Annotated in this window: 21 protein-coding genes and 3 pseudogenes; 5 read left to right on the top strand and 19 right to left on the bottom strand. The window is 61.2% G+C overall.

What is annotated here, in order from left to right:
* Positions 1-82 precede the first annotated feature (82 nt).
* Positions 83-2,812: a penicillin acylase family protein gene (locus ACYQ47_RS02685; RefSeq protein WP_459904382.1), complete on the bottom strand. Its 2,730-nt coding sequence runs from the start codon at positions 2,810-2,812 to the stop codon at positions 83-85.
* Positions 2,813-3,002: 190 nt separating this feature from the next.
* Here ACYQ47_RS02685 and ACYQ47_RS02680 point away from each other — a divergent pair, with 190 nt between their 5' ends.
* Positions 3,003-3,173, top strand: a complete 171-nt coding sequence (locus ACYQ47_RS02680) for an oxidoreductase-like domain-containing protein (protein ID WP_250509987.1) — start codon at positions 3,003-3,005, stop codon at positions 3,171-3,173.
* 250 nt (positions 3,174-3,423) lie between these two features.
* The gene (locus tag ACYQ47_RS02675; protein WP_250466872.1) at positions 3,424-3,933 is read left to right on the top strand and encodes a DUF1993 domain-containing protein; all 510 of its coding nucleotides are present in this window, start codon (positions 3,424-3,426) and stop codon (positions 3,931-3,933) included.
* Here ACYQ47_RS02675 and ACYQ47_RS02670 read toward each other — a convergent pair.
* The 3 genes from ACYQ47_RS02670 to mprF all read right to left on the bottom strand — a co-directional run bounded on the left by ACYQ47_RS02670 (position 3,926) and on the right by mprF (position 8,429).
* Entirely contained in the window at positions 3,926-4,309 is a 384-nt protein-coding gene (locus tag ACYQ47_RS02670) for a VOC family protein (RefSeq protein ID WP_459904381.1), read from the bottom strand. The genes ACYQ47_RS02675 and ACYQ47_RS02670 overlap by 8 nt on opposite strands.
* Positions 4,310-4,536: 227 nt before the next feature.
* Positions 4,537-5,835, bottom strand: a complete 1,299-nt coding sequence (locus ACYQ47_RS02665) for a virulence factor family protein (protein ID WP_250466868.1) — start codon at positions 5,833-5,835, stop codon at positions 4,537-4,539.
* On the bottom strand, positions 5,832-8,429 hold the full coding sequence (gene mprF, locus ACYQ47_RS02660) for a bifunctional lysylphosphatidylglycerol flippase/synthetase MprF (RefSeq protein ID WP_309849730.1): 2,598 nt from the start codon (positions 8,427-8,429) through the stop codon (positions 5,832-5,834). The genes ACYQ47_RS02665 and mprF overlap by 4 nt, the downstream gene beginning before the upstream one ends.
* Positions 8,430-8,928: 499 nt before the next feature.
* Between mprF and ACYQ47_RS02655 the strand changes: the two genes are divergently transcribed.
* Entirely contained in the window at positions 8,929-9,189 is a 261-nt protein-coding gene (locus ACYQ47_RS02655) for a hypothetical protein (protein ID WP_459904379.1), read from the top strand.
* A 15-nt stretch (positions 9,190-9,204) separates the two neighbouring features.
* Here ACYQ47_RS02655 and ACYQ47_RS02650 read toward each other — a convergent pair whose 3' ends face one another.
* The gene (locus tag ACYQ47_RS02650) at positions 9,205-9,681 is read right to left on the bottom strand and encodes a hypothetical protein (protein ID WP_459904378.1); all 477 of its coding nucleotides are present in this window, start codon (positions 9,679-9,681) and stop codon (positions 9,205-9,207) included.
* Between the two features lie 241 nt (positions 9,682-9,922).
* Positions 9,923-10,618 carry a response regulator transcription factor gene (locus tag ACYQ47_RS02645; RefSeq protein WP_284503325.1) on the bottom strand — a complete coding sequence of 232 codons (696 nt, stop codon included), beginning with the start codon at positions 10,616-10,618 and terminating at the stop codon, positions 9,923-9,925.
* 195 nt (positions 10,619-10,813) lie between these two features.
* Between ACYQ47_RS02645 and ACYQ47_RS02640 the strand changes: the two genes are divergently transcribed.
* Positions 10,814-11,266 carry a response regulator gene (locus ACYQ47_RS02640; protein WP_244828312.1) on the top strand — a complete coding sequence of 151 codons (453 nt, stop codon included), beginning with the start codon at positions 10,814-10,816 and terminating at the stop codon, positions 11,264-11,266.
* A gap of 104 nt (positions 11,267-11,370) precedes the next feature.
* Here ACYQ47_RS02640 and ACYQ47_RS02635 read toward each other — a convergent pair whose 3' ends face one another.
* From ACYQ47_RS02635 to ACYQ47_RS02595, 9 genes and pseudogenes are all read right to left on the bottom strand, one after another.
* Positions 11,371-12,306, bottom strand: coding sequence for an aldose epimerase family protein (locus ACYQ47_RS02635; RefSeq protein WP_459904377.1), 936 nt, complete (start codon positions 12,304-12,306; stop codon positions 11,371-11,373).
* The gene (locus ACYQ47_RS02630; protein WP_250466862.1) at positions 12,306-13,220 is read right to left on the bottom strand and encodes an ABC transporter permease; all 915 of its coding nucleotides are present in this window, start codon (positions 13,218-13,220) and stop codon (positions 12,306-12,308) included. The genes ACYQ47_RS02635 and ACYQ47_RS02630 overlap by 1 nt, the downstream gene beginning before the upstream one ends.
* A complete protein-coding gene (locus ACYQ47_RS02625; RefSeq protein WP_250466860.1) occupies positions 13,220-14,086 on the bottom strand; it encodes an ABC transporter permease in 867 nt (288 codons plus the stop codon). Before ACYQ47_RS02625 ends, ACYQ47_RS02630 begins: the two co-directional genes overlap by 1 nt.
* The gene (locus tag ACYQ47_RS02620) at positions 14,083-15,159 is read right to left on the bottom strand and encodes an ABC transporter ATP-binding protein (protein WP_244828315.1); all 1,077 of its coding nucleotides are present in this window, start codon (positions 15,157-15,159) and stop codon (positions 14,083-14,085) included. Before ACYQ47_RS02620 ends, ACYQ47_RS02625 begins: the two co-directional genes overlap by 4 nt.
* Before the next feature lie 87 nt (positions 15,160-15,246).
* On the bottom strand, positions 15,247-16,419 hold the full coding sequence (locus tag ACYQ47_RS02615; protein ID WP_459904375.1) for an ABC transporter substrate-binding protein: 1,173 nt from the start codon (positions 16,417-16,419) through the stop codon (positions 15,247-15,249).
* Between the two features lie 326 nt (positions 16,420-16,745).
* Positions 16,746-17,669, bottom strand: coding sequence for a dihydrodipicolinate synthase family protein (locus ACYQ47_RS02610; RefSeq protein WP_459904374.1), 924 nt, complete (start codon positions 17,667-17,669; stop codon positions 16,746-16,748).
* Between the two features lie 124 nt (positions 17,670-17,793).
* Positions 17,794-18,486, bottom strand: coding sequence for a FadR/GntR family transcriptional regulator (locus ACYQ47_RS02605; protein WP_459904373.1), 693 nt, complete (start codon positions 18,484-18,486; stop codon positions 17,794-17,796).
* Between the two features lie 142 nt (positions 18,487-18,628).
* The gene (locus ACYQ47_RS02600; RefSeq protein ID WP_459904821.1) at positions 18,629-20,491 is read right to left on the bottom strand and encodes a YadA family autotransporter adhesin; all 1,863 of its coding nucleotides are present in this window, start codon (positions 20,489-20,491) and stop codon (positions 18,629-18,631) included.
* Between the two features lie 714 nt (positions 20,492-21,205).
* Positions 21,206-22,054 (bottom strand): annotated as a pseudogene (locus ACYQ47_RS02595) (hemagglutinin); the annotation flags it as partial.
* Between ACYQ47_RS02595 and ACYQ47_RS02590 the strand changes: the two are divergent.
* Complete coding sequence (locus tag ACYQ47_RS02590; protein WP_459904844.1) at positions 21,975-22,394, top strand: hypothetical protein; 420 nt, start codon at positions 21,975-21,977, stop codon at positions 22,392-22,394. The pseudogene ACYQ47_RS02595 and the gene ACYQ47_RS02590 overlap by 80 nt on opposite strands.
* Positions 22,395-22,447: 53 nt before the next feature.
* Here ACYQ47_RS02590 and ACYQ47_RS02585 read toward each other — a convergent pair.
* The 4 genes and pseudogenes from ACYQ47_RS02585 to ACYQ47_RS02570 form a co-directional block, all read right to left on the bottom strand.
* Positions 22,448-23,020 (bottom strand): annotated as a pseudogene (locus tag ACYQ47_RS02585) (ESPR domain-containing protein); the annotation flags it as partial.
* Positions 23,021-23,665: 645 nt separating this feature from the next.
* Positions 23,666-24,502 (bottom strand): beta-keto acid cleavage family enzyme, encoded by an 837-nt coding sequence (locus ACYQ47_RS02580; protein ID WP_459904372.1) that lies wholly within the window; start codon positions 24,500-24,502, stop codon positions 23,666-23,668.
* 50 nt (positions 24,503-24,552) lie between these two features.
* A pseudogene (locus ACYQ47_RS02575) lies at positions 24,553-24,867 on the bottom strand (DUF3303 domain-containing protein); the annotation flags it as partial.
* Positions 24,868-25,402: 535 nt separating this feature from the next.
* Positions 25,403-25,732: a hypothetical protein gene (locus ACYQ47_RS02570; RefSeq protein WP_244828327.1), complete on the bottom strand. Its 330-nt coding sequence runs from the start codon at positions 25,730-25,732 to the stop codon at positions 25,403-25,405.
* Positions 25,733-25,950 lie beyond the last annotated feature (218 nt).

The raw sequence follows: 25,950 nt of genomic DNA, 5'->3' as shown, positions 1-25,950 counted from the left end.
CATCATAGACGGGTTTCGCGGCCCTTTTGCGCCCATGCCTTTGATCGTGCGGCAAACATGCAATTTTTTTCAATATGTATGATCAATAGCGCGTTCCCGTGATCACGGTGCGCGAAACGGCTGGATCGGCTTCGATCGCCTGATCGGTGAACGGAAAGCGCGCCCACTGTTTTGCCGAGAAAAGACGCGTGGCATCGGCCGAGTGCGGCGAAGCGGGATCGTCGGACTCGGAATGCGACAGCAGCGTGTCTGCCTCCACGCCGCCCGGGCCATCGGCCGCGAACGAGACGACTTGTACGTAGCTGTCGCCCTGACCGTTCGCGTCCATCGGATACCCCTTCGCGTCCAGCGGACGCCGCGCGCATACCACCGTAAAGTAGCCCGCTTCGTCGCAACCGCCGTAGAGCGGCACGCGTTCGCCCGCGCGCGTGGTATACAAAATGTCGCCGCGCCGCGAATCGAGCGCGAAACCGTTCAGCCGGAGCGCGAGCGCCGCGCCGCCGAGCGCCTGTCGCAGATCCTGTACGACGGCTGGATTGTCGATGTTGAAGCCGCTCGGCGTATCGAGCGGCTTGTCGGGGCTGAAGGGCGTCGCGTAGAGGCGCTCGGGCGCGAGGCGCGTCACGCGTTGCCAGAACTCGTCCCAGAGGTTCGCGCCGCGTGCATCGATATCCGATGAACCGTTCCAGCTGCGCAGCACTTCGCATGCATCATGCAAAGCGTATTGCGCGTCGTTGCCGTTGCACACGGCATCGAGCAGCGGTTGGCGATACAGTCTCTCCGACATCGAGCCGGTAGCCAGCACCGCGGTTTCCAGCGCGTCTCGCGTGATGCCGCCCGGCTCGCGCTGCAGCCGCGCCGCGAGCAGATGGCCGTAACGCGTGCGCAGCGACTGCTCGTAACGCGTCGCTCCGGCCACGCGCGCAAGGCCCGTGAGCGGCGCGTTCGCGTTGGTGAGCCAGTAGCTGTCGTTGAAGTTGCCGACGTAATCGCCGCGCACGACGCTCGCCATTTGCGCGACCGGCAGCGCGCCCTGCTGCACGCTCGATCCATCCGCGCGCCACGCGCAGGCGCTCTTCGAACCGTCGAGGAACGGCACGCCCGGCATACGGCTCGCGAGCGCGCGGCCGGCGGGCGGCGTGCATGCATCGGCGAGCGCGTCGGGCACGTCGGGGATCGCGCCGATGTCGGCGAACCAGACGCGCGCGTCGTTGCGGCCGATCGCGAGTGTGTTGGCCCACGGCATCGCCGCATAGCGCTTCTGGATCGCCATGAAATCCTCGAGCGAGCGCGCCTGGTTCCACGCGAAAAAGTTCTGGAAGGCGCGTGCGTTGTCGGCGTTGACATCGGCGAGCGCATAGGCCCGCTGTATGTTCCATCCAAGTGCCGGCGAGAGCGCGGACAGGTCCATCACCGGACCGAAGCGCGTTCGATACAGCGTGCGCGTGACGGATTCGATCGTGCCATCGGCGCGAAGCGCGCGGACGGTGAGCGGCACGGGCGTCATCGGCTGGCTTCGACCATCGAACATGTAATGCGTGGAATCGGCGGGATCGAGCGTCAACTGGAAGATGCCGAAGCGGCGCGCGCTCGATACGGTATGCGTCCACGCGATGTTCTCGTTGAAGCCGAGCACGATGAGCGGCACGCCGAGAAACGACACGCCGGCCACATTCACGCGTCCGGGGATGGTCAGTTGCGCCTGATAGAAGCGGTCCGGGCCGCGCCAGAACCAGTGCGGATTGCCGAAGAGGATGCTGCGTTGGTCGCGCGTTACCGGCGCGCCGAATGCGAGTGCGTTGCTGCCGATGCCGGGGTTTTCGCCGATGGGATAGCGCAGGGCATCGAGCGGGTTGTTGGCGTGGAGCGGAGTGCCGAATGCGGGTGCTTGATTGCTGAGGCCAGGATTGTCACCGGCGGAATAGCCCGAAAAATCGTGCGATTTCATGGCATGAAGCGGAGCGCCGGATGCTGCGTCATTGCTCATGCCTGGACCTTCGCCGCTGAGATAGCGCGGCAACATTCGCGAACTGGCGGCAGCAAGCAGAGCGCCCTTGTTCACCGGAGATGGCGTTGGCGCGATTCGCCCGCCGCTTTCATCCAGCGGACCAGCCGATGTACTGCTTGTCGCCGGCGCCGCGTCCGGCGTTGTCTCCCCGCGCGGCGTCGCTCCCGCTTTCGGGGGTTGCGCCGCCGCAATCGCCTGCACGAAGCGCGTCGATCCGCCCGCGAGATTCGCCGCGATCAGCCGACGGTAAATATCGTCCGATGTGATTTTGTCGACCCACGGCTTGCCTTTGCATGCAGCATGCAACTTCGGAAAATTGCCCGCGTTTAAATCTGCGAGATAGCGGTTGTAACCGGAGGCGAAGCCATCGATCAGATCGCGCAGGTCGACGGCTTGCGCCGCGCGATAGCGTTCGACGGCGGCCTGATCGATAACCATGCGGAAGAAGAAGTCGGCATCGAGGTTGCGCGGCTGACCGAACGTCGACATCGCTGGCGGACGCGCCTCCGCGCCGAACGAGGCCGAGCGCTCGCCGCGATAGGTGACGAAGGCATCGGCGAGCGTGCACAGGTTGTCTTCGGCTTGCGCGTAGCCGAAACCGAAGCCGAGACTGCCCCAATCCGCCGCGCGTACGTGCGGGATGCCCGACTCCGTGCGGCGGATCTCCGCGCTATACGCTGTGTTTCCGGCTTGCGTCGATTGCGCGGTTTGCGCTCGCCCCGCATCGGACTGAGGCGCGCTGCACGCGGCCAGCAACACGCTTAGGAGCGCACCAGAAATCGCATGCCTGACGGTCTGGTTCATCGGGAGAATCCTGTGTCCGATCGACGCGGTTTGTAGAATGCCTCGCGCGAAAGTATCGCATTCGGCGTTCGCAGGCCGCCGCCAAAATTTAGACGACCGTGCGCTCCTGGGTGACGAAGCATTTTGCATGCGGCATGTTGCATGCAACATGCAATGCACAATGACCCGATGAGATTCCCCACAGCGAGAGATGCCCCCTACCGACGACCCGCGCCCTGCGCCCCCCGAACGTCCATTGCCGGAAGACTGCTGCCAAAGCGGCTGCCATCCTTGCGTGTTCGATCTTTATGAAGAAGCGCTGGAGCGTTACGAAGAACGACTTCGGGAGTGGAACGCGAGACATGGTGAGGCGTCTGGGTGAGAATGCGGTTCTCGCGGCGTGGCACGCCGAATCGCCGTTCATGGAAAGCGTCGCAGCCAGCCGTTCGAGCTTTCATGTCCGCAACGCGACGCACCAAGCCGGCTCGCCGATTCACTTCAGCAGCCCGCACCTCACAGCGCTATGCTTATGCCCCGCCGACATACTCGGCGCGGCGGCCATGATTGAGGCAACTCAAAAACGCCTACCCTAGCCCTACCCGCATCACAAACCAAAAAAGGAGCGCTCTCCCATGTCACTCTCGATGTATCGCGCGTCGATTCCCGTGTTCATTCGCGGACTCGAAGTCTGCGCCAGCCTGCTGGAAAAAGGCGCCGCCTTCGCCGATGAAAAAGGCCTCACCCACGCCGATGTAATCAACGCGCGTCTCGCCCCCGACATGCTGCCGCTCGCCGCGCAGATTCAGCGTGCAAGCGATACGGCCAAGCTTTCCGCCGCGCGTCTTTCAGGCGCGGAAGCTCCGCGTTTCGAAGACAACGAAGACAGCTTTGCCGCTTTACAAGAGCGCATCGCGAAGACCATCGTGTTTCTGAAGAGCATCCAGCAAGAGACACTGGCCGACAGCGAAACGCGCACCGTCACGATGAAGTTTCCCAACTTCGAACCATCGTTTTCGGGCGTCGATTATCTCTTCGGCTTCGGCCTGCCGAATTTCTACTTCCATGTCGTGACGACGCACGACATCCTGCGTCACCTCGGCGCGCCTATCGGCAAGCTGGACTATCTCGGTCCGCTCAAATGAGTTCGGATATCTCGATCAGGTTGTAGTCCGGATCGCGCACATAGACCGAGCGCAATTTTTGCGTCGCGCCGGTTCGTTCGACCGGACCTTCGATGATCGGCACGTTCATCTGCGCGAGCCGTTCGATCACCCGGTCGAGCGGCACGGCGGCGATGAAGCACAGATCGAGCGCGCCCGGCACCGGCAGATGCGCCTTCGGTTCGAATTCGGAACCGCGCACGTGCAGATTGATTTTCTGATTGCCGAAGTGAAACGCGAGACGGTCCGCGCCGAAGCTTTCGAACTTCATCTGCAGCACATCGACGTAAAAGCGTTTGGTCGCCTCCACGTCGACGCAGGTGAGGACGAGATGGTCGAGATGATCGATGAGAGACATGCCGGACTCCGCGTGTAGGGTCCGGTCATGGTAGACGATGACGCTGAATCGTGAACGACGACGCTCGGGAAACTGGCGCTCGCCTTGCGCCCTGACTCTCGAACCGCACCAACGAGCGAACTCGAACGAAGCGCCCGCATTAATCAAGAGCGCAGTCCGCAAACGCAAAAAAGCCGAAACGCGACCCATCGCGCTTCGGCTTTTCAAACCAAACTCGAACGACCCGCCTACCGCGAAGCCGTCTGCGCCTGTTCTCCTCGCGCCGCGATCTGCTTACGCCATCCCGCGAGAATGCGCCGCGCCAAGGCATCGTAGTCGCCACCGAAATGATGATCGCCTGGCAGCTTCACCACCTCGATCCCCGTCTTCGTCAGCGACGGACACAGCGTATCTTCCTCCTTCTCGCCGTAGATACACTGCACGAGCGCCGGCGGCAGCTTGTTGAGTTCGGGCCGTACTTTGAGCGCCTTGTCGCTTGCCGGCATGCCGAGCCAACCCGTCACGCGAATCTGAAAATCCGCCGACGGCGAAAAACCCATCAGCGAGACATACGAAACCTGATCGCGTACGTCGTCCGGCAAACGGTTGTAGGCAAACGGCATGACGTCCGCGCCGAACGAATAGCCAACCAGCGCCACATGGCTCGTATGCCAGCGCGCGTTGTAAGTGCGAACCACGCGCGCGATATCCGCCGCCGTTTGCTGCGGCGACTTCTCGCTCCAGAAATAGCGCAGCGAATCGATGCCGATCACCGACACGCCATCGCGCTGTAGCGCAAGCGCCATCGTCTTGTCGAGATCGCGCCAGCCGCCATCGCCGGAAATGACGATGGCAAGCAAATCCGTCGGCTGCGCGGCGCGCAACTCGATGAGCGGCAGATCGGACACGTCATGCTCGCCCGCGACTTCCGCCTTCTTCAGATGCGGCGCCGCCATCGCGACGATCGCATCGGATTTGCCGCGGCCCGGCTGCACCGCATCGCGCGCCATGAAGCCCGGCAAACCCTTCGCGTGGATGATGGTCGGGTCGGGCGGACACGGATTAAAGCGCGCGTCGAGTTGAGTATCCGGCGCAAGCGATATCGCGCCCGCAACCGTATTGTCCGGCGCCTGCTTGAGCGCCTGCTCGGCGAGAATCGCGCCTTGGCCCGTGCCCGCGAAAATAGGCGAGTAATAGTGGCTCGCCTGCACCGTGCGTTCGAGCTGATGGCTCATGCTCTCGGCGTCGCCGACGAGGTTGTGGCACTTCTCTTTTTCCGCGGTCAGGCGGGCGGCGTAGCGCGGCGTATCGACGCCGACGACCATCGCGCCTTTCGCGGCGAGCGCATCGGCGGCTTGCTGATCGCTCGCATTCCAGCCGCTTTTCTCGGAGAACAAGACGACGAAGCCGGTCATGTCGCCCGAAGGCTTGGTGAGCGTGACCTGGCCATAAGTGCCACCCGAAATCGTGGATGCCGCGTGAGCCGCGCCCAGCATCGACATGCCGGCAAGCGCCGCCGCAATCAGTTTCTTGCTATTCAAAATCATGAACGCCAGCCTCCCGCCAGAAGCGATAGGTCCGCCAAAGTGAAAAATACGCCAACCGAACCGGACGCCGCGAGGTAACGCGGTTCCCAGCGCGGCTGGAACTTGCTTTTGAATCCGCGCAGACCGCGGAAGTTGTAGAAGCGCCCGCCGAAACGCCACACGAGGCCCGCCAGCCGATGCCAGTGCGATGCCAGCGGCGTCGGCTCCATCCCCGACAGCGGCGCGATACCGAGCGACAGCGACTTGAAGCCCGCTTCCTTCAGATGCAGCGCGAGCTTGGTAAAGAGATATTCCATCGCGTACGGCGAAGCCTCGGCGACATGGCGCATCACGCCGACGGTCGCTTCGGTGTTCATGTCCGTCGTCATGAAGGTGACGAAGGCGACCGGCGCGCCCTGCTGACGCACGAGCAACACGGACTGCGCCGCCAGATAATCCTCGTTGAACGCCGCCACCGAGAAGCTTTTTTCGCGCGCGGAACGGCTGTCGAGCCAGTCGTCGGAGATGGTGCGCAGCATCGGCATGCATTCGGCGACACGCGACGGATCGATCACTTCGGTATCGAAGCCATCACGTTCGCCGCGCTTCAACGCATAGCGCAGATGCGACCGATGCGAGCCCTTCAGATCGAATTCCGACAACGCGACGTGCGCTTCCTCGCCGAGCTTCATCAGCGTGAGGCCGGCGTCGAGATAGAGCGGCAAGGCATCGGCGCGCACCTGGTAGAACGCCGCGCGGCCGTTGTGCGAATGCGCGAGCGCGACGAATTGACGGATCAACGCGGCCCACTCGTGGCGCGGCCCGACCGGATCGTGCAGCGCGGCCCACGTGCGGCCGTGTTTCGCGTACATCAGGAAAGCCTGGCGCGACTCGGAGAAGAGAAAGCTCTTGTCGCCCATCATCGCGAGACCGGCGTCGCTGCGCTCCTGCGCGCGGAAGATGCGCGCGGCATCGGCGAGATCTTGCGGCGCGGGTTTCTCGAAACGGCCTGCCGCCGGACGCAGCAGTTGCCACACCGCGAACGCCGACGCGAACACACCCGCCGCGAGCGTTGCACGCAAGGCGCGAGGCGCGCGGTCGTCGAAAGCGAACTGCCACCAGAGATCGGTGTTGTAGGCGACGTCGCGGAAAGCGAAGAACATGATCCACACGGCAACCGCGATCACCATGCCGATAGAAAACAGCCACGTCGCCGTAAAGCGCTCGGCGAACAGCGACGAGCGGCGGTTGAACCGCTCGCGCGTCGCGACGAGCAGGAGGATCAGGACCGCAAGCACGCCTGCCTCGACGAACGCGAGACCCTTCGCGAGGGACAGCGCCAGATTCGCCACCGCGAGCATGAGCGCGAGCCACCACGCCGCATCGAGACGGCGCATCAGGCCGCGCGCGACGAACAACAGGAGCACGCCGAGCACGCTGCCGAGCAGCTGCGAGCTCTCCAGCACCCACAGCGGCAGCACGGTCTGCAAGAACGCAATGCGGATCTTGAAAGCGGGCGTGGCGCCGGAGATGACGAGCATGGAGCCAGCCGCGAAGGTCACGATCGACAGAAACAGCGGCGCGAGTTGCGAAACGCGGCTCGGACGCAGGAAGCCGAAGCTGCCCTTGAGCGCGCGGCCTTCGAACGCGGTCATCACACCGGCGGAGAGGATCAGCGGCAGGCCGAAGTAGATCGCACGATACGCGAGCAACGCGGCGAGCACGTCCGGCGTCCGGGCGCTGCTGCCGAGCGCGAAAACCATCGCGGCTTCGAATACGCCCACGCCGCCCGGCGTATGACCGATCATGCCGAGCAACATGGCCGCCGAAAACACCGTCATAAATTCGCCGAAGCCGACCTGCGCGCCCGGCAACAGCGCCCACAGTGCGAGACCGGCGCCGAACACATCGACGACGGCAAGCGCCGTTTGTGCCAAGAAATCGCGGCGCGACGGCACCGTGAACGCGAGCCACTTCCAGCGCGACTGCAAGGTGCGCGGCGCGCGGCCGCAAAAGACAAGCATCGCGACGAACACGGCGAGCAGCGCGGCGCCGATGATCTGCAAGATCGTCGGCGAAAGATGCATCATGCCGGCGAGCGTGCCCGCCGAGAACAGCATGCCGGCCGCAGCCATGAAGGCGAGCGACAAAGCGAGCGTGACGCCCGTGAAGACCGAAAGGCGGCCAACCTGAGCCGGCGTGACATCGGCCGCGCCATACACGCGGCAGCGCACGGCGCCACCCGTCAGCGCGCCGAAGCCGGTCACGTTGCCGAGCGCCGATCCCACCGTCGCGCCGACCCACAGAAGCGAACGCGGCACGCTCACGCCAATGTGCCGCAAACCGACGGCGTCGCGTCCCACGAGCGCGGCGAAACTGAGCGCGGTCGCGCAAAGCGCCGCGAGCCACGCCTGCGGCGTCGTCGCTCGCAGCGCGTGCATCACCGACTGATAATTGACCGCGCGCGAAAGATGCTCGAAGACCACGAGCAGCAACACGCCGACGATTACCGTGAGCGCAGGCGCGGCGAGCCGCTGAGGATCGGAAACGATGCCGCTGAAACGAGCGGGCATCGACGTGGCGCGAAGCCGGGAGAACAACTTTCTGCGAGACATGCGTTCTTTGGAACTTGCCCGCGCTCGCGTGGGCAGGGATACTGCCCGGCGCGAGCGCTGATCATCGTTATCGGGAACCGCGCAACCTTGCGCGGTCGCAGCGCTCGTTCGGCTCGTCTACACTTGCCGCCCGTGCTCGCGCCATACAAAAGGCTTCAGAGCGAGAAACGCCTGTATAACGGCGACGGTTGACCCAACTTGACTAATATTGGGACAACCACGGGTAAGAACGTGGAAATCGTGAGCTGGAGCGGTTTTGCAAGCGGCCGACCGTGCTCGAATAGCAAGAACTGGCGGGTTTACGGTTCGTCAGCCTTGCGGTTACGATCGACCGCCACCGCATCGGCACGCCAGTTTCGGCGCACGGGGCGCAGATTAAGCGGATACTGCAGAGAAAGTCATAGGAATTATGAGAAAAATTGTCACAACCTGTGCAGCAACGTGTTTTGCTCTCGTCCTCGCATCCTGCGCAAGCACGGACGACGCCCTCATCAAGACCGTGCCGATCGGTTCCGGCACCTCACAGCGCGCGCCCTACGACTTCGTGGAATGCGCCAAGGCCAGGTGGACGCCGATTGGCGGGCGCGTACGCGAATACTCGCTGAGCGCGGATACCGAAGCGGTTTCGGTGGCGGGAAAAGGCGGTGCATCGACGGTGCTGGCCGTCGCGCAACAATCCGCGGGCGGCACCGGCTACACGATTTACGGGGATATCGCGGTCGCGAGCCGCTATGTCACTGCGGCCCACCTTTGCGACTAAGCAACTAGAAGGCGTTCAAGACGGCTTGCCGTCGCGCAGATTCAAGCCTGCGAGGTGCGTGCCGACGATGCGTCCAATCAGATAGCCATCCGACGCGCACGCGTTAGTGCGCTCCCTGCCGTCCCACTGGATCTTGTACTGGTCGTCCTGCGAGTGCACGGCGGATGCATCGAATTTGCGCTTGTCGACGCGGCCACCGCTGCGCGCCGCCTCAGCGATGAGCCGATTCCAGGTGAGCGCGTAGCCGTAGCGCACGCCGTCGGCGAAAGCGTCGGTATCGCAGACTTGCGAGGGCGGCGTTGTCTTCACGGTCGTGTGGAACCCGCTAGTGCCGCCGATCACGATACGCTGCTCGCCCGGCGGGGACGGTGCCACGGGCTTGGCGGCAGCACGCGCCGCCTGTGCTGCCTGAGCCGCGGACGCGGCAGATGCCGCGGCGGCCGCATCGGCATCGGCCTGTTGCGGAAGGGGCGCGCAAGCGCCAAGTGCCAAGGCCAGCGCCATCGCTACCGCATAAGCTGCGCCGCCGCGCCGGAGTGTGCTGAATCTCGAACCGCTATTCACCTGCAGATTCCCGTCTTGAAATAAACGGGCTCTACCTTAACACCGTCGTCGGATTCGTCCGAATTTTTGAGAAATGGGGACGCGGCGCTTTTGCGACGGATTTCCTGAACCCAAACGACGACGCGGACGCCCTCTCGGTGCGCCCGCGCATTATTGGCAGAGAACCGTCTCAGGAAGCCGACGACGTATTGCTCATCGGCATCTCGATTCCTCGCCGCGCCATTTCCACGATGAGGAACGTGCGCCGCGTGACGTGAAAGCGCGCCAGCAAGTCGCTGGAATACTCCTTCGCCGTGTTTTCGCTGATATTCATCTTCCGCGCAATCGCCTTATTCGATAAGCCCTGCAGAAGATACCGCAAGGTTTCGGTAAGCCGTGGCGGCAAGTCCAGCGATTCGACGGTAATCCCAGCGTGAGGCGTGACCGGACGCGGACTATGACCGCCCTTGCCGAGTACCGTGTTCGGCAGATAGACGCGGCCGTTCAGGATAGTCTTGAGCGCCTCGCGGAACACGCCCGCGCCCTGTTCGCTACCCTTGGAAATGAATCCGCACGCGCCGTTCTTGATGCACTCGAGCACCGTATCGCGGTCGTCCTGGGCTGAAAGCATGACCGTCTGAATTTCGCGATCTTCCTCGCGGATCCAGTTGAGCAAATCCATACCCGTGGTCTGACCGCGCAAGTGGTAGTCGAGAAACATCAGGTCATACGAGTTGGCCGACAACTTGGCCTTAGCCTGCTCGAAACCGTCCGCTTCGTCGATTTCAAGCAAAGGCTCGTTCGCCAGGATGAGACTTTTCATCGCGCTCCTGGTCAGCCCTTCGTCCTCTACCAGCAATACATTTTTGAAATAACCGTTTTCCATTGCAAAGCTCCGAGAACGGTTCCGATATTACGCGTTCGCTGATTGACTTCCACCCTCCCTTCGCAGGGATACATTCGGCAGTCTCCCAAAATCCCCTGAACCCCCTACCCGTGCCGGGTGTTGGACAAAGCACGGCCGGTCAAAAATGCTCGGCATCGAATCAACCAAGAGATCAACCAAGACCGGGAGGATGAGATGTCAAGCAGTCAAGCCAACAACGAACGGGAGTTCGCGTTGTGGCGAATGAAGCGGGCTCACACGGGCGATGCGCCTCGGCGCGTGCTGGTGGCTCATAAGGATAAATCGATCGGTGAATCGCTCGCCGTACAGCTTCGCCTGAAGGGCCTGCAGGTCATTCTGTCGCAGGATCTCAAGTCGGTGCGCGCGCTCGTGAATAGCTGGAAGCCGCAGGCGCTTATCGTCGATACGAGTCTGGACAGTGAGTCCGGCTACGTCTTTATCCGCACGCTGCGCATGGATGTCGATGTCACCGGGCGGCTGCTCGTCGCCCTCAGCAACGTTTTACCCGCCGATCCGGTGCAGACGCTGAAGGAAGCCGGCTTCGACGCGCATTGCCGCAGACCATGTTCGACGTGGCGCATCGTCGAAATGGTCGAGGCATTTTTCTCCGCGCCGGCCACGCGCTGACGCTCGAAACGGGAGGTGCCGCATGAACAGGGATGCTTGCCTTTTAGCCGGGGGCGTGTTGCCGGCCAATGCATCGCGCATGCGGCACGCCCCGGCGGCGCGCGTCAGGCGCCGGCGCCGGCCGGGCGTTCGTCCCGGCTCACGCCGGCTGCCATCACGAGCGACACCGCTTTTTCACTACCTGGCGCAATGACGGCGACGCCCGTCCCGCGCAAGCCCCGTGCGTCGAGATTGAAACCATCGCTCACGTGCGACACGGGCTCGACGCACAGATAGCCCGCACCGGCCGGGCAGTGCACGACGACGTGATCGAGCGTGTCGCCGGCGTCGAGCGAAAGCGTGCGGCCGTCGGCGAAATTTAGCGTCGCGCGGCCGCTCCATCCGCTCAGATAGCGCGTGTACCCTTGCTCTTCTCGTCGATGCCGGCGCGCTGGCGCATCCCCCGATGGCTCGACCGCAATCTCGCCTTCATGCCGCCAGTCGATACTCGCATCCAGTTCGGCTTCCTGCGCCGCGAAATACGGATGAAAACCCATGCCGACCGGCATCGGCCGCGCGGAACGGTTCAACACGCGCATCGACAGCCGCGCACCCTCGGCGTTCGCCTGGATGACCTGCTCCGCTTCGAACGGCCACGGCCAGCCATGCTCGTCCTCGCGATGCACATAACGCATCACGATGCAATCCGCGTCATGGCGCTCGACCTGCCACGCCGCGTATTGCCCGAAGCCATGCAGCGCGTGCGCCATGCCCGGAAACGTCGACAACTCGACACGCTCGCCATCCGGTGCCGGAAAGCGCGCATCGCGCACGCGATTCGAAAACGGCACGAGCGGATAGCTGCCGCCTTTCGGCCAGGTATCGGCGGGCCAGCCTGAAAGCGTGATCGGCACGAGCCAGTCTTGCAGACCGCCGGCGAATCCGGTGGCGAAGCGCGTGATGCGCCCGCCCGCCGACGGCGCCACTTCGATGACATGCGGCCCACTCGCAATCGTCAGACGCGGCTCGGCCGCGAGCGCCACGACATCACGCGGTCCCATCACTGCCGCTGCTCCTTCACGCGCGAAACCAGTTGCGTCGGACTCACGAACTGCAGCGCGATTAGCACCCAGATCAGCGTGATCGCCATGTAGATCATCGCCATGGCGTCGATGGATTGCGGCGCTCGCACGCCTGTCGAAAACACCGCGTAATAGAGCGCGACGACGAGCGTCTGCGTGGTCGGTCCCGCCGTGAAGAACGTCAGCTCGAACATGCCGATGGTGCGCACGAGCACGAGCAAACCGGCCGCGAGCATGCCCGGCACCAGCAGCGGCAGCAAAACATAGCGAAAGTAACGCGTCGTGTTCGCCCCGAAGATGCGCGCCGCCGATTCCAGATTCGGATCGATCTGCTCGATGAACGGCGTCATCACCAGAATCACGAACGGCAGCGCGGGCACCAGATTCGCGAGGATCACGCCCGTGAGCGTGCCAGCGAGATGGAACTTGTACATCACGGTGGCCATCGGAATGCCGTAGGTGACGGGCGGGACCATCAGCGGCAGCAGAAACACGAGCATGGCAAAGCGCTTGCCGGGAAACTGCACGCGCGCAAGCGCATACGCAGCGGGCACACCCAGCACGATGGACAGCAGCACGACCGCGCCCACCACTTCCATCGTGACGAGCAGCACACTCGACAATTGAAAGTCGCTCCACGCCTGCGCGTACCAGTGCAGCGTGAAACCTTGCGGCAAGAGCGTGCCGAACCAGCGCGTCGCGACCGAATTCACCGCGACGGTCGCAATCAGCAGCAGCACGTTCAAGAGGAAGAAACCCATCGTCGCCCAGACGAGGGCTTTCCACAACCGGTCGGGCAAGCTAGCGCGTTGTTTCATGTTCTTGCCTGGCTTCGATCCTTCGCCGAGGGTGGCGGCCGGCCAGTTCTGGGCCGCGCGATTGTCGGTAGCCATTATCCCTTCCCTCCGGTGACAGGACCGGTATAGAAGAAGCGCCGCGCGCCGAGCATGCCGCCCACCACGAGCAACTGCACGAAGCCCATGACGAGGGCGATGGTCGATGCCAGCGAGTAATCGTAAGTCTCGAACGCAGCTTCGGATGCGGCGATCGAGATCACGCGCGTGGGACCCGCGGGCGCGCCGAGCAGCACCGCCGACGGAAACACCGAGAACGCCTGCACGAACGAGAGGCACGCGGTCATCGTGAGACCGGGAAGCAACAGCGGAAAGTAGATCTGCCGGAACTGTTGCCACGGACTTGCGCCGAGCGTGGCGGCCGCGCGCGCAAGCGTCGGGTCGATGCCCGTCACATACGAAAGCGTCAGCAAAAACGCAAACGGAAAGCCCGACACGATGAGCGAAATCAGCACGCCCCAGTAGTTATGCGTGAGCCGGACTTCATCGCCATAGAGATGCAACGCCTGCACGGCTTGCGGGAACCAGCCGTTCGGGCTGAAATACGTCAGCATGCCATCCGCGATCAGCACGGTGCCGAGCGTCACCGGAATGACGAGCAGCGTGGTCGCGAATTTCTGATACGGCGACGAGCGCCGCAACGCAAATGCGACCGGCACCGAGACGCCGACGTTGATGAGCGTCGCCGGCACCGCGAGCTTGAGCGTAACGATGATCGTCGGCCACATCGACGTATCGGTGAAAAACGTGATGTAGTTGGCCCACGCGCTGCCGCCGTTCATCGGATTGAACGACAGCATGAGACCGTAGGCGAACGGATAGATGAAGAGCGCGACGATGAAAATCAGCGCCGGCGCGACGAGCCAGCCCTTCGGATCGCGCTGAGCGGGAAGCGTGGCGATCATTTGTCTTCTCCGTACACGAGCGTCTTCGAAGGCGCAACGCGCAACGTGATGCGCTCGCCTTCGCTGTACTCGCCCGCAATGCGCGCCCACAGCTTGCCGAACGCCGTGTTCACGATGACGAGCGAATCGCGGCCGCCGTATTCGACGATCTCGACGAGCGCGTCGAACGCGTTCGGCTCGCCGGGTGCGGCGCGTTCCATGTCTTCGGGCCGCAGCGCGACGCTGACGTTCTTGCTGTCGAAGCCTTCCATCGGCATGCCGAGCAAACGCACGCCGTTCGCGGTGACCGCGACGGATTCGCCCTGCGTGCCTTCGAGCGTGAACGGCACGACATTGCGAAAGCCCATGAAGCGCGCGACATGCAGGTTCTTCGGCCGCGAATACACTTCCTTCGGCGCGGCCACTTGCTGCACCGACCCCTCTTTCATCACGACGATGCGGTCGGCCATCGACAGCGCTTCGTCCTGATCGTGCGTCACGTAGATGGTGGCACGTTCGAGCTTGCCGTGAATGCGGCGGATTTCCGCGCGCATCTCGATCCGCAACTTGGTGTCGAGATTGGACAAGGGCTCGTCCATCAGGACGAGCGGCGGCTCGATCACGATTGCGCGCGCAATCGCCACGCGCTGCTGCTGGCCGCCTGACAACTGGCCGGGCAACTTTGCGTCGTGCCCGATCAATTGCACGAGATTCAATGCGGCCTTGGCGCGCTTGGTGGCTTCCGCCTTCGCGACGCCGCGCATCTTCAGGCCGAAGCCGACGTTGTCCAGCACCGACATATGCGGAAACAGCGCGTAGTTCTGAAACACCATGCCGAAGCCGCGCTTCTCGGGCGGCAACACGTCGATACGCTTGTCGTCCAGCCAGATGCCGCCGCCCGTCAGAGGCTGCAAACCGGCGATGCAGTTCAGCGCCGTCGACTTGCCGCAACCCGAAGGCCCGAGCAGCGCGATGAACTCGCCGCGCTGGATGTTCAGGTCGAGTCCTTTCAGCGCGGCGAGCTGCTGCCCTTCCGCATTGGTGAAACTGCGCGAGACCGAGTCGAGACGCAACTGCTCAAAATCATGCTTCATGGCGAAACCCTTGTGCGAAGCGGCGGCGTCCGATGAGGAGCGCCGCCGCTTTATCAATGACGCGGTATCGATGCCTGGCGTCGATGCTTACTTCGTCTTCGCCGCGCCGATTTCACGATCCCATTTCTGGAACGCGGCGACCATCGCCTGCGCGTTGAGCGGCACGACATGCGGACGGTCGGCAAGCAACTTCGCGTATTCCGGCCGGCCAAACTTCTGAATCACTTCCTGACTCTTGGCGGGCGCGGCCGACAGCGGCACGTCCTTCACGGCGGGGCCGGGATAGAAATAGCCGTCGTCGTAAGTCAGCGCCTGCTGCGCGGGCTCGAGCATGAAGTTCATCAGCTTGTAGAGCACGTCGAGCTTTTCCTTCGGCACGCCCTTCGGGATCACCATGTAGTGGGCGTCGTTCACCCAGGTCATGTTGTCGAAGGCTTGCACCTTGAATTCCGCCGGCACGATGCCGAGCGCGCGCGGGTTGATGTCCCAGCCCGTCACGGTCACGGTCATGTCACGCGTGCCCTCGCCCAGTTCCTTCATCACCGCCGACGTGCCGCCCGGATAATAGGGAATGCAGTCGTTCAGTTGCTTGAGGAAGGCCCAGGTCTTGTCCCAGCCGTTGACCGGATCGGTCGGGTCCTTGTCGCCGAGCACATACGGCAGACCCATGAGGAAGGTGCGGCCGGGACCGGAATTGGCCGGGCGCGCGTAGATCAGCTTGTTCGGATGCGCCTTGCACCACGCGAGCAGTTGATCCGGCGTTTTCGGCACGTCCGTGACCTTTGCGGGGTTGTATTCGAGCAGCGGACCTGCAGGCATGTAGGTGACTTCCAGGCCGTAACCTTGCGCGATGTCCTGCATCTTGCGCGGACCCGGTGCGTACTTGTCGAGCACACCGGGGAACGCCTTGGCGTTATCGGGCAGCAGCTTTTCCCACAGACCTTGCTGGATGCCGGCCGCGAGCGCATCTGTGCCCGTCACGACGAGGTCGATGTCCGAGCGGCCCGCGCCCTGCATCGCCTTGATCTTGCCCGGCAACTGCGGCGCGGGCGCGTTCGTGAAGGTGATGCTGGAAACGAGATCGGGATACTTCGCCTTGAAGGCTTCGAACCCCTTTTGTGTCAGTTGAAGATTGCCCGCAACGTCGACGATGTTGATGGATACCGGATCGGCCGCATTCGCCCCGCCCGCCGCAAATGTCGCGCTGACGGCGACGCATACCGCCGCCAGTTTCACTGACAGTCTTGCCTTGAAAGCCATTTCGTCTCCTCACGTCTTTCGCAAGGCCGGTTGTTTTATTGGTGCCCGGCCTGGGTTTGCTTGCTCTGATTTTTCGATACTTCGCGATTTCGCACGCTGCAGCGCAGCCGCGCAATGCTTCCTTTTACTTCGGAAGTTGAAAAATAGCTAACGCGATCATCGTATGTCAAGCAAATCGACGGGAGCAGATCTTGTTTCCCAACCGGGTCAAACAGGCGTTGACGCTTTGTCTGCCGATGTTTGCTGCGCGCTCTCGGGATATACCCCGAGCGACTTGTTTAACCGCTTTTAACTGGCGTTTCCCGTGAAGGCGCCGCATTACGCACTCAAGCGATGGCGCGGTCCATTCCAACGAGGTCGCGCGCTTCCTTCGCGATGTCAGGCAACTCCGCTTCGGGCGAGCCGCTCAGGAGCGGCAGAAGCGGCCCCATATCCGCGATGCCCGAGAGCGTCACGGCGTCATGCAGGACGCGGATGAGCGAGATTTCGTCGCGTAGGGTTTCGAGCGGGAGGAAGCGGTTATAAAGCTGGCGAGCCTCGTCCATGCGACCGGTTTTCACGGCGTGCAGCAACGCCGTCACCGCGTTAGGCGCGATGCAGCCCGAGCCCGTTGTCCACGCAGCGAGTCCGAATTCACGCACGTGGGTGATCGCCGGGCGCTCGCCCATACCGGACACGACTTTCGCGGCCGGAACGCTTTGCAGCAGGCGGAGCAGATACGGATCGACGGCGGGATCGGCACGCACAATCGCGTACTTGACGGCCAGCAACGTACCGTCATCGATGAGTGCGGCGAGTGTATCGACATCGACATAATCTTCGCTCTTGATATAGAGCGTGAACGGCATGCCGGCTGCATCGACCAGACGCTTGAGGCCCGTCGCCACGCCCAGTGGCGTCGTGAAACCGGCAAGCGGGAGCACCATCGCGGTACGGAAGTCTGTCTGCGAAAGAATGTGCGCCTGGTCGAGCATTTTTCCGTAGTCCGGACCGATGGCGGGAATTACGCGCGTCTCTTGCCTCGCAATCTCGGCAAGCATGTCAAGCAACTCGCGGTACTCGCTCACGGCAACGTGATAAAGATTCGCATTGCCGCCGTATAGGAGCGTACGCACGCCGCCCGCTTCTATATGCTCGACCAGCTTGCGGTTTGCATGAGGATTCAACGAGTAATCGACATTTCGTGCGAGCGGCGGCACGGCCATGACGGACTCGGAAAACTCACTTACGGTAATCGGTTGGATGTTCACGGCGCCTCGCGGTTGTCGTCTGGAACGATCCAAAGTAGCAAGGCACCCCAAAGTTGTCAAACAACTTTTCTGTTAACTAGGGTTTCCCCTCGAATCTATCGATACGGTCGTATGACATCTACGCCTAACTGCCAAACATCCGATTCAGCGCATTTTCGAGATGAGACTTCATAGCTTCGCCGGCTCGTGACGAATCGCGAGCACGAATGGCATCGAGCACATCCAGATGCTCGCGCTGGACGAGACGCTGCCGCTCGACTGTTTTCACGAGCGACAGGTTTCGCGACAGGTTCATGCTGAAAACAATCTGCTCCTCGATAAACGAGAGCACCGTAATGAAGAACTGATTCTTCGATGCCTTTGCGACCGCAAAATGGAACGCGAAGTCGTCTTTCGCGCCAATGCCTTCTTGCGCTTCCACCACGCGTTCGAGTTGTTCCCAGGCGGCTTCGATGGCACGGATGTCGTCGTCATCCGCCTTAAGCGCGGCAAGCTCGGCTGCGCCTGCTTCCGTGACTACGCGAAATTCGTAGCATCGGCGAATGTCTGACAGCGTTTCTAACGGAGCGAAGCGCCGCACATCCGGGTCTGGACGACGACCGACAGTAGTGCCCGATCCGCGCCGCGTGACGATGATGCCGTCCGCGCGTAGTCGCGCCAACGCCTCGCGCACGGTCGGGCGCGAGGTCGCAAAGCGTTCGGCAAGGGCGTGTTCTGTCAGAAGACGATCGCCTTCCTTGAACTCGCCTTCCATGATGCTGTTGAGGATATCGCTGTAGATTCGGTCGGCGAGACCATGCGATTTACGCTCGTTCATGTGTACGCTGGACGTGCTTGTCAGAGTAGGGAACGATTGTAAGGCAAATTTTTGCGTTGTCGCGATAACGCGTGAAGGCCGACGCACGCCATGCTGCGTCGGCCTTCTTCATTTCACTTCACTTCACTTTACGCACTGGGCATTACCACTGATGCCCCGCTCCGATGGTGAAGCCGACATTTCCGGAACTGCTTGTATTGCCGGAAGCCTTGATTACCCAACTCTCGTCTTGCGTAACATGAGAGATGCCGAGTGCCGCGCCGGAGGCCCCGGCGTAACGTGCGCCGGCCAACGCGACCATGGTCTTGCCCGGAGCGGTAGGCTGCGGCAGTCCGGCGGAAGCCATCGCGGCCGCGATACCGCCATAAGCCGCTTTCGCCATGTTGTTGATCTGGCCTTGCACGCCCGCGATACGCGAGTCGGTATAGTTCTGCGCCTGCGTGGAAGCGAGATTCAACTGACTCACATTGACCGCATCGGTACTCTGCGTGCCCGCCGCGACGTTCGTGATCTGACGTTCGTTACCCGCAGACCCGACCGAAACCGTATTGACTCGATCCGCCACCGAGTTAGCCCCGAGCGCGACGGAATTGTCCGCAGTGGCGCTGGCGTTCGCACCCATGGCAACGGAATGCACGCCTGTTGCGCTAGCAACTTCAGTGTTGACATCGCCTTGCGCGGCGAACATTGGGTTGCCCCCGCTCATGGCGATGTTCGTCACGCGATCGATTGCGGCATTCATCTGGTCGACGTTGACCGCGTCGTCGCTCGCAACGCCCGCAGCAACGTTGTGGATTGTCGTGCCGCCTGCGACGTTATTGCCAAGCGTGATGCTCGAGTAGTTGGTCGACCCGTCCGCGTTGTGGTCATAGGTCACGGAAGTATTGGTCGTGCCATCTCCATTAATGAGACCGGCGCCCTTCAACTGCGAGACGTTGACGGCATCGGTATCCTGCGTACCGGCTGCCACGTTGGTGATCTGACGTTCCGCGCCCTTCGATCCGACCGACACGGTGTTTGCACGATCCGCCAGCGAGTTCGAGCCGAGCGCCACCGAGTTGTTCGCGATAGCCTGAGCATTGCCGCCGATCGCCACCGACTCCGCACCCGTGGCCTGGGAGTCCTCCAGCACCGAATTGGCGTGGAAGTACTTGATGCCGCCGCCCGTGTTGATGTTGTTGAGCGTCTCGTTGATCGTCGAGATGTCGGTCGTGTTCTGCGAGACGCGGCCGTCGAGATTGGTAAGGGCGTCGCCGACGTTGTTGAAGGTATTACCGTCCTGGAACGTGTACGTCGGCTTAGTGATGGTGCCGTCCTGATTTACGGTCGAACCGCCGCCGAGGGCGTCGGCCGTGCTCGATGCAGTTTTGTAGAGTTGGCTGCCATTCACCGCTTCAAGGCTGTCCGCGCTCACTTCACCTGCGTCCACGTTCTTGATTTTGACCGGCGTACCCACATTGCCCAGCGTGACCGTCTTGTGGTCGCCGTCGTCATATTGGACCGCGTTGGCAATGCCGGTCGAAAGCGACGTCATGCTCGTCGACACCGATGTCGAGAGCGTAAACAACTGCCCGCCGTTCACCGCTTCATTGCTGCCCGCAGCCACTTCGCCATCGGCAACGTTCGTCAGCTTGACCGGGGCGGCGCCGGTGTTGCCCAAGCGAACCGATGTGTGGTTAGCGTCGTCGTATTGAACCGAGTTGGCGACGCCGGTCGAGAGCGAGGTCATGCCCGTCGAGATTGAATCGACGCTCGTCGACAGCGACGTGACGCTGGTCGAAATGCCGTCGATGTTGGTCGAAAGCGAGGTCATGCCCGTCGACACGGATGACGACAAGTTGTACAGCTGACCACCGTTGACCGCGTCCTTGCTGTCTGCTGCTACAACGCCGTCCTCTACGTTGTGAAGCTTCACGGGCGTGCCGGCGTTGCCGAACGTGACCGAGTCGTGGGCCGCGTTGTCATACTGGACGGCGTTCGCGAGACCGGTGGAAAGCGACGCCACCGATGTCGACGTCGATCCCGACAGTGTGTCGATACCTGTTGAAAGCGACCCGACCGTCGTGGACATCGAAGTGGAAAGCGTATCGACGCCGGTCGAAAGCGAGGCGACTGCCGTAGAGGTGGAGGTCGAGAGCGTGTCCACGCCCGTCGAAAGCGAGGCAACGCTCGTCGATGTCGACGTCGAAAGCGAATCCACGGACGTGGACAGCGTGCTGACACTCGTCGACACTGAATCGACAGCTGTGGACAGTGTGCTTACGCTTGTCGAAATCGAATCCACCGAGGTCGAAAGCGAGCCGACGCTCGTGGACACTGAAGCAATGCTCGTCGAGGCCGACGTCGAAAGCGAATTGACGCTCGTGGACAGGGAACTAACGCTGGTCGCGGTTGCCGTTGAAAGCGAGTTGACTGCGGTCGAAGTGGATGTCGACAGCGTATCGACGCTGGTAGACAGCGAATTGACAGAGGTCGAAGTGGAAGCCGAAAGCGATTCGACGCTGGTCGAGATGGAGCCCGTGGTGGTCGATACCGAAGCCGACAGCGTGTCGAAGCTCGTGGAGAGCGAATTGACGCCAGTCGACACGGAATCGACAGTTGTGGACAATGATCCAACACTTGTCGACACGGAATCGATGCTCGTCGAAAGCGAAGCGACGCTCGTCGAAGCGGAGGTCGAAAGCGAGTTAAGGCCGGTCGAAGCCGACGTCGAAAGCGAATACAGTTGGCTGCCGTTGATGGCGTCCGTGCTCGAGTCTGTTACATCGCCCTTGGCTACGTTGGTCAGCTTCACTTCAGAGGCGCCGACACCACCCAGCGTGACCGAGTCATGGCTTGCGTTGTCGTACTGAACCGAGTTCGCGAGACCCGTCGACAGCGATCCGACAGCGGTCGAGGTCGAGATGGACAGCGTGTCCACACTCGTGGACAGTGAACCGACGTTAGTCGACAGCGAGTTGACCGTGCTCGACACTGAAGTCAACCCGGTTGACAGCGAGGTCACGCCCGTGGAAACCGAAGTCGAAAGAGAGTCGACGCCCGTAGACAGGGAGTTCACGCTCGTCGACACTGAATCGACAGTTGTAGACAGTGAGGTTACCGCGGTCGACGCCGAGGTGGACAGCGAGCCTACAGTGGTCGAAGCAGACGTCGACAAGGAATCGATACTTGTCGATAACGAGGTAGTCGTGGTCGAAACGGAGGTCGACAAGGAGGCTACGCTCGACGAAGCCGAGGTCGAGAGCGAGTCGAGGCCCGTTGAAGCAGACGTCGAAAGCGAATACAACTGACTACCGTTGATGGCGTCCGTGCTTGAGTTTGTTACATCGCCTTTGGCGACGTTGATCAGCTTTACTTCGGAAGGCGCGGCGACACCGCCCAGCGTGACGGAGTCATGGCTTGCGTTGTCGTACTGAACCGAGTTCGCGAGACCCGTCGACAGAGATCCTACGGCAGTCGATGTCGAACTTGACAACGTGTTGAGACCGGTGGACAGCGAACCGACGTTTGTCGACAGTGAGTCGACGGTAGTCGACACCGAGGTCAACCCGGTCGACAGCGAGTTCATCCCCGTGGAAACCGAGGTCGAGAGCGAGTCGACACCCGTGGATAGGGAAGTCACGCTCGTCGATACCGAATCGACGGTCGTGGACAGTGAAGTCACCGCCGTCGATGAAGAGGTAGACAGCGAGTTCAAAGTACTTGAAGTCGACGTCGATAACGAGTCCACGCTCGTCGACAAGGAAGTGGCCGTCGTTGAAACGGTTGTGGATAACGAATTGAGACCAGTGGAAACCGAATCTACCGTGGTGGACAGGGAAGCAACCGTTGTCGACACCGAACTAACTGTCGTCGATAAAGAGCTGGCCTGCGTGTCCAGTCCGTTGATCGCCCCGCCTACGTCATGATAGGTCGTTCCGGCTACTGAATAAGACGGGGGAGAGATACTTGCGCCGCTCACGGACGCGCCGCCGCCCAAACTAGACGCGGTCGTCGAAAGAGCCAGATATAACTGAGCACCGGTCACGCCATCATGACTTCCTGCTGTCAGTCCCCCCGGCGCCATGTTCTGAATTTTGTTGTTGCCCATGTCGAACGTGGTACCGGTACTGATCGAGAAGGTCGATGCAGTGACCGAGATATTGCCGGGAGTCATCGTCATGAGGGTCCCGCCCCCGGCTCCCATTACAAGGGTATTGGAATCGACAGCGACGGCGTAAGCGCCCATTCCCCCGCTTGCTGAATAGGCAACCAGACCCGCTCCAGGATGATTGGTGCCATCACAAGCCACAGAAGACGTTTGCACGACGTTCCCTGCGCCCTGGTCACTCAGGCAACTGGCCGGAGTATATCCGTCCGATAACACACCGACGGAATATCCACTTCCCGCCTGCGCGCTGCCCGCAGCGAGTGCGAACACCGCCAACACTGCTGCGTTTGTTCGGCCACGCTTGCATTTGGTCCGCGCATTTTCCGCTGCGGCAACCCAGCTTTCCGATGCCTGACTCCAAACCACGCGATACGTCTTATTCATCAAAACCTTCTTCGAGTTCAAGTTGAAATTCTTTTTCTTCGTGATTTCCGACACGGACTGATGTGCTCGTAATGAGCAACACGGCGCTTGACCAAACGCGACATAGACCGCTTGGCTCGGGGCCATCGGATAAACATGAAGAAGCAATAATCGTCAGAGCTTCGATTATTTAGGTTTCCGAAACCTAATCACGCATGTCAGAGTGTCACCAGGACATGGAGCCTCTGACATTCCTCAATCGCGCGGCAAGAAGTCTCTATCCACGCTTGGATTTTTGTCTTATCGAAGCGTTTTTTCCATTCAGAAAGTCTTAAAAATGCATCGAATATCTGAATGTATTGAACGATGTATTTGCCGAAAATCAGCAATGTATAAATACGAAGAACATGTAGCAGGCGATGTGACTATTCAATTGCCATAAGGCAATATAAAAACCGGCGGACAGGAAGATAAAACAGAACTTGTGTGTATTGGAAAGCGTTACCAGTACGCAGGCCTCGCGGTGAGCGACGCTACAAGCGGGGGACCGTGCAATCGTCAAACATATGCGACGACATCGCATATAAATTTGCGATGAGCGAGCGAGACAGCAAAAAAAGCGCGTCGCGATTTCTCGTCGACGCGCCTTTTAAAGCAATTGAAACTTCAAAGAGACAACAACTGCCGCGCCTCCTTTGCGCTCGCCACCGGCCGGCCATACTCCGCGCACAGCGACGCCACGCGGCTCACCAGTTGCGCATTGCTCTTGGCGAGCGTTTCTTTGTCCCAACGCACGTTGTCCTCCAGACCCGTGCGGCAGTGGCCGCCGAGTTCCAGCGTCCAGTGATTCACTTCGAGTTGATGCCGGCCGATTCCCGCAGCCGTCCATGTCGCCTCGGGCAAGAGTTTGCCCAACTGCTCCACTTCGAACTCGAGGATTTCGCGACGCGCCGGTAATGCATTCTTTACACCAAGTACGAACTGCACGTGAACCGGCGACTTGAGCAAACCTTGGTTGACGAGGTCATAAGTGCTGTAGAGCATCGCCAGATCGAAGATCTCGATCTCGGGCTTTACATCGTGGTCGAGCATGGTTTGCGCGAGCGAACGCACGAAGTCTGGCGGATTTTCGTACACGATGGTCGGGAAATTCACCGAACCCGTCGCCAACGAAGCCATGTCGGGTTTCAGATCGAGCATCGCCCCACGCTGCTCGAAAGATCGGCCGCGTCCACCTGTCGAAAACTGAATGATGATGTCCGGACAGTGTTTGCGGATGCCGTCCTGCAGTTCTTCGAAGCGGTGACGATCCGAGCTCGATTTCTCGTCTTCATCGCGTACGTGCAGATGAACCAGCGTTGCCCCGGCTTCATAGGCTTCGTGCGTGCTTTCGATCTGCTCGGGAATCGTGGTTGGCACAGCGGGATTATCTTTTTTCTTCGGTACCGAGCCCGTGATGGCGACCGAGATGATGCAAGGATCAGTTGTAGGCGATTGCGTCACGTTCGTGCTCCTGTGAGGCGCCGATCTAGTCGCCGGCGGTTCGGTTAATTTTAACTAACTAGTACGTTTAATATGTTGATGGATCGTACGAACCGTTGCAAGCCGCGCAAACCCTTATTCTTATGGACCCAATCGATCTCACGTTCGTGCTTTTTCTGACTCCGATAGTGGAGCGATTGTCGCTTCTGGGCCTGCGAGCGGCTTGCCGAAACACCAGTCGGTAATCGCCGGCCATCAATCGCGCGAAACAGGTGGGCCCGGTCTTGCTTTTTTTGCCTGATCGATTGGTAACTGTCGCATTCGCAGATGGCGACACCCCTTACCGAGCCAACTGCGTGCCAGCGCCCCGGCAATCGCACGCCTTGCGGCGGCGAACCGCGTGTTCATAGTAAGCGCTCCTTCGAGGTCATTTGTTTCCGGCAAAATGCCGTCAGTTCACGATAGCTCGCGTATTCGCCCCGACCTCGAGAACGCCAAGACAACGGCAAGCAAACCCCGCATAGCGGCGTCCGCCAGTAGACGCCCTGACGCTTACATACAGTATAGAAGGCGGCATTTGCTAGCTGTCGATGTGACGTTGCCTTTTGTATGCCGCGACGCCGCATATGGCATGCAAAATCGCATTTGGCGCTCTCGTTTGGAATTTGCGAATTGTGTGTCACACAGTGCGAGACTGCAAAAAAACGTCTAGTGCGGCTAATCGTGCCGGTGCATAACCGCGCGCAGTGAATTTGCCCGTGACCTTCAAACGGTCGGTTCAATGCGTATGCTGCATTCAATCGACCAAATGCAGAATGCAAATTGACGCGGCGCACGAGCGGCTCAAGGGAACCAAACGCCACCAAAGCACTTGGCACAGACGAAGTGCAACGGCCCATTGGCATTCAAAATCCAATGCGCCTATCGAACGATGACGACAGGCGGGCGATAAACCGGCGGCGCATAAATCACGCGCGCGGCCGGCGCCACGACATAGGTCGGCGCGGGCGCCGCCACTACGACCGTACGCGGCGGCGGCACCGCGACGGGCGTCACAACCACCGCATGCCCTGGCACGTAATAAGTCGGAGCAGGCGGAGGCGCGTAGTAATAAACCGGGCGCGGCGGTGGCGCGTAAATCACCGCGGGCGCAGCATACGAAACGACGACTGAAGTTCCTGCCCATGCGCTCCCTGCGCAAGTGAGGGCAAGGGCGGCAAGAGCGGAGATACTGAGCAGACGAACTTTCATGGCGATGTCCTTGAGTCTTGAGAGGAAGGCGGCGACCAGCAATGCCGGCCAGCAGAACGATATCGAACGACCGCGAAAAACGTGAGCGCAAACATGTTTCACTGGATGTCGAGAAAGACTTGCCGGGCGATGCATGACACATGGCGACATGATTCGTCGTTTCCCCGAGATTGCCTTCGCTACGCGGCTCAATAAAATGTCGTCACTGTCTGGCTGCA

Source organism: Caballeronia sp. HLA56, assembly GCF_054655155.1.
The sequence above is the reverse complement of the archived record's forward strand: the minus strand, read 5'-3'. Positions and strand labels throughout refer to the sequence as shown.